Source organism: Desulfosalsimonas sp., from assembly GCF_046483245.1.
In the GTDB taxonomy this organism is placed as follows: Bacteria; Desulfobacterota; Desulfobacteria; order Desulfobacterales; family Desulfosalsimonadaceae; genus Desulfosalsimonas.
On the sequence record NZ_JAWODO010000106.1, the window covers coordinates 1 to 3,462 of the forward strand.

The following is a 3,462-nucleotide window of genomic DNA, read 5'->3' on the forward strand; positions in this document are numbered from 1 at the left end:
CACCACCGATTGTCAGGGGGCCCAGTTCGATGGCCATGGCGCTGGCGGGCAATGCCAGTAATAATACCAGCAACCCTGCTAAAAACAGGTTCCTTTTGCTTTTGCTCATTTGTTGCTCCTTTCGTTTGTGTTTCTGGTTTGCCGTTGTTTTTTGTTTTCCCGTTTTTACAGGAAAACGGTTTGAATCAAAATATTTTCAGGTTTTTGTTTTTGCCGCTTTTTCATACGAATCTCCCGGGGCAAACAAATTAATCCTTTTTACCCCGGGAGATTTTGAAGGTCAACAATTATTGAAACCCGGCCGGCCGGTCACAAAATAATTTTCAGACCGGCCCCGGCCAGGTTTGAAGCGCGCGGGCTATTTTGCCGAGGCCTTGGCTGCTGCCAGCCAGGCGTTCCATTTGTTCTGGTTGTCTTCAATCCATTCGTCCACGTGTCTTTCAACGTCTTCCTGTTTGTCTTCGCCCTCAAACATTTTGTTGTTCTGGTCGGCAATGTCGGGGAAGGGCACGGACATGAGCGAAAACATGGTTTTCACAGCCGGATTTTCCTCAAGAAAATCCTTGTTTGCCACCACGCGGATGTCATTTGCCACAAAACCCATTTTGATGGGATCTGTGACCGTGCCGGTCAGGCCCTTGGCGACCATGGCGTCTTCCAGGCCCTTCTGGCCTTCCTTGGGAATGATTTCAGGCACGTTGATCCACATGACATCCTCGCCCGGCTTTAATTTGTAGACCGTCCAGTTAGGCGTCCAGGTGTAGAAAAACACCGGCTGGCCGTCGTTGTAACGGGCCAGGGCGTCAGCCATGCTGGCGCTGTAGCCGGCCTTGATCAGGTTGATGTCATCGTGGAGATCATAGACATCCATGTGATGGGCAATGGTTTTCTCGCATCCCCAGCCCGGCGGGCAGGCCACCATATCGGCCTTTCCGTCGCCGTTTGCATCAAAAGCCTCCTTGACCTCGTCGCGCCGGAAATCGTCCAGGGACTTGATGTCATATTTTTCCACATGTTCCTTGGATACCAGGTAGCCCTGGACAGCGCCGGCCTCGACCACCGTGCCGGCCATCACGATGTCTTTTTCCCAGTTGGTTGGGAGAAATTCAGCGTGCAAGGGAAACCAGCCGTTGGCCCAAAAATCCACCTCGCCGTTGGCAAGGGATCGGTAAAAAATCGGGCCGCCGAGTTTTTTCGCGTCATCAACTTCATAGCCGAGTTCTTCGCAGGCCCTTGAATAAAGCGCTTCCAGGAAAAAGCCAGTGGTCCATGTGGCCGCGGCCGGTTCAATGGTTTTGCCCTTGCCGGGCAGGTCCTCTGCCATGGTTGTGCCGGAAAAGGCCATCATGAATGCGGCTATCACAAGCCCTGCAAGACCGATTCTTTTTGCCAGTTTCATGGGAATCCTCCTTTTTTGGTGTTGTTTTATCCTGTTGCACTGCTTGTATGCGCCAGGCCCTGTACATGGCATGGACCTAGCAAGATTCTATTCATCATATTTGGTTTGCCCCAGCGCCTGGGTGATGCGGTCAAGCACCATGGCCATTAAAACAATGCCCAGCCCGCCGATGCCGGCCAGGCCCACCTGCAGACTGTTCAAGCCTTCAAACACAGGCACGCCCAGACCGCCGGCGCCGATGAGTGAGGCGATCACGACCATGGACAATGACAGCATGATGGTTTGGTTTAAGCCCGCCATGATGGTTTTCAAGGCCAGGGGAATCTGAACCTTCAATAATACCTGGCTTTGGGTGGCGCCAAAGGAGTAAGTGGCCTCAATGAGTTCCGGGTGCACCTGCCGGATGCCAAGATTGGTCAGGCGGATGATGGGGGGCATGGAAAAGATGATGGTGGCAATAACTCCGGCCACCGTGCCGATGGAAAAAAGCATGACAACCGGCACCAGGTAGACGAATGCCGGCGTGGTCTGCATGGCGTCGAGAACCGGGCGCAAAACCGATTCAAAACGGTTGCTTCGTGATGATAAAATGCCCAGGGGCACACCGATTAACACGCAGACCACCACAGCGGAAATCACCATGGCCAGGGTGGTCATGGTCTCGTCCCACAAACCGATCATGCCGATAAAGCCCATGGAAATAAAGCTGAAAAGCCCCACCTTCCAGCCGGCGGCCTTCCAGCCGGCTATCAAAAACAGTATCAGAATGATTTCCGGCGGCAGCCACAGCAAAAGATCGTTGATGCCGTTTAGCATCCATTGAATGGGCATTTTGATAGCCTGGAACTGCGGCCGGAAATTGCCCACCAGCCAGTCAACCCCGTATGCAATCCAGTCATCTAAGGGGATGGTGTGTCGGAATATATCAAACATGGTGCCTCCTATGCGTATTGTTCGTCATAATTGCTCTCCCGGGTCAATGTCCGCAGGAAAAGATGCCTGGAGATGGTGCCCTTGTATTTGTTGGCGGAATCCACAATGGGAACCGGGCATTCGTATTCGGTGAGCTTGGGCAGCACTTCCTGAAGGGTTGCATCCTGCTGCATCGGCTCGATGCCTTCAAGGTAGGCCGGGGTGATGTCCTGGGAATTGATGGTTTCATCCTCCAGGGCCTGCTGGATTTTGTTCAGGGATACCACACCCACATAGGTGCGGTCCTTGCGCAGCACATAGGCATATTCCCGGTCATATTCATTGAGCCGCTGGCGCACCGCCCTGAGACCGGCCTTGTGCAGCGGGAATGTGACCTGGGTGGTGGTGGCGATGTCGCCGGCGGTATATACATTGGTGGGATCCACCCCGCGGAAAAAGGCCTTGACGTAATCGTCAGCCGGGTTGCGCATGATTTCTTCCGGTGCGCCGATCTGTACGATCCGGCCGCTTTCCATGATGGCGATGCGGTCGCCGATGCGCATAGCCTCGTCCAGGTCATGGGAAATAAAAATAACCGTCCGGTCGCTTCCTTCCTGGAGTTTTAACAGTTCATCCTGCATTTCCGTGCGGATCAGAGGGTCTAATGCGGAAAACGCCTCATCCATGAGCATGATGTCGGGATCCACGGCCAAGCCCCGGGCCAGGCCCACCCGCTGCTGCATTCCGCCTGAAAGGGATTTGGGATAGCTGTCGGCCACATGGTCGAGGCCCACCTGTTCAAGGGCGTTCATTGCCCTTTCCTTTCGTTTCTGCTCGGGTATGCCCATGATCTCCAGGCCGAATGCGGCGTTTTCGTGTACCGTCAAATGGGGCATCAGGGCAAATGACTGAAAAACCATGCTCATGTACTTTCTTCGCATTTCGGTGAGCTGCTTGGTGTCCATCTTGGTGATGTCCTGGTCTTCGACGAGGATCGTGCCGGATGTGGGCTCGATCAGCCGGCCGGCATTTTAGGTGTTCTTCTCGTCGGTGCGGTAGGCTCCGTGCTTCACATCCCCGCTCTGATAGCTTTTCCGCTAGGTGCTTCTATGCTTGATAGCGGGGCAACAGTGACCGCTGTAGCCGCATTC

General features: G+C 54.2%; 3 protein-coding genes. All 3 read right to left on the reverse strand.

The features are described 5' to 3' along the window. Nucleotides 1-358: 358 nt before the first annotated feature. Entirely contained in the window at nucleotides 359-1,399 is a 1,041-nt protein-coding gene (proX, locus tag R6U41_RS09290; protein WP_410269559.1) for a glycine betaine/L-proline ABC transporter substrate-binding protein ProX, read from the reverse strand. Between the two features lie 87 nt (nucleotides 1,400-1,486). After that, nucleotides 1,487-2,332 (reverse strand): ABC transporter permease, encoded by an 846-nt coding sequence (locus R6U41_RS09295; protein ID WP_410269560.1) that lies wholly within the window; start codon nucleotides 2,330-2,332, stop codon nucleotides 1,487-1,489. A gap of 8 nt (nucleotides 2,333-2,340) precedes the next feature. Further along, a complete protein-coding gene (locus tag R6U41_RS09300) occupies nucleotides 2,341-3,330 on the reverse strand; it encodes a glycine betaine/L-proline ABC transporter ATP-binding protein (protein WP_410269561.1) in 990 nt (329 codons plus the stop codon). Nucleotides 3,331-3,462: the final 132 nt, after the last annotated feature.

Coding starts and splice junctions, on each gene's coding strand:
- proX (WP_410269559.1), bottom strand. CDS start 1,399: ATGAAACTGGCAAAAAGAATCGGTCTTGCAGGGCTTGTGATAGCCGCA.
- R6U41_RS09295 (WP_410269560.1), bottom strand. CDS start 2,332: ATGTTTGATATATTCCGACACACCATCCCCTTAGATGACTGGATTGCA.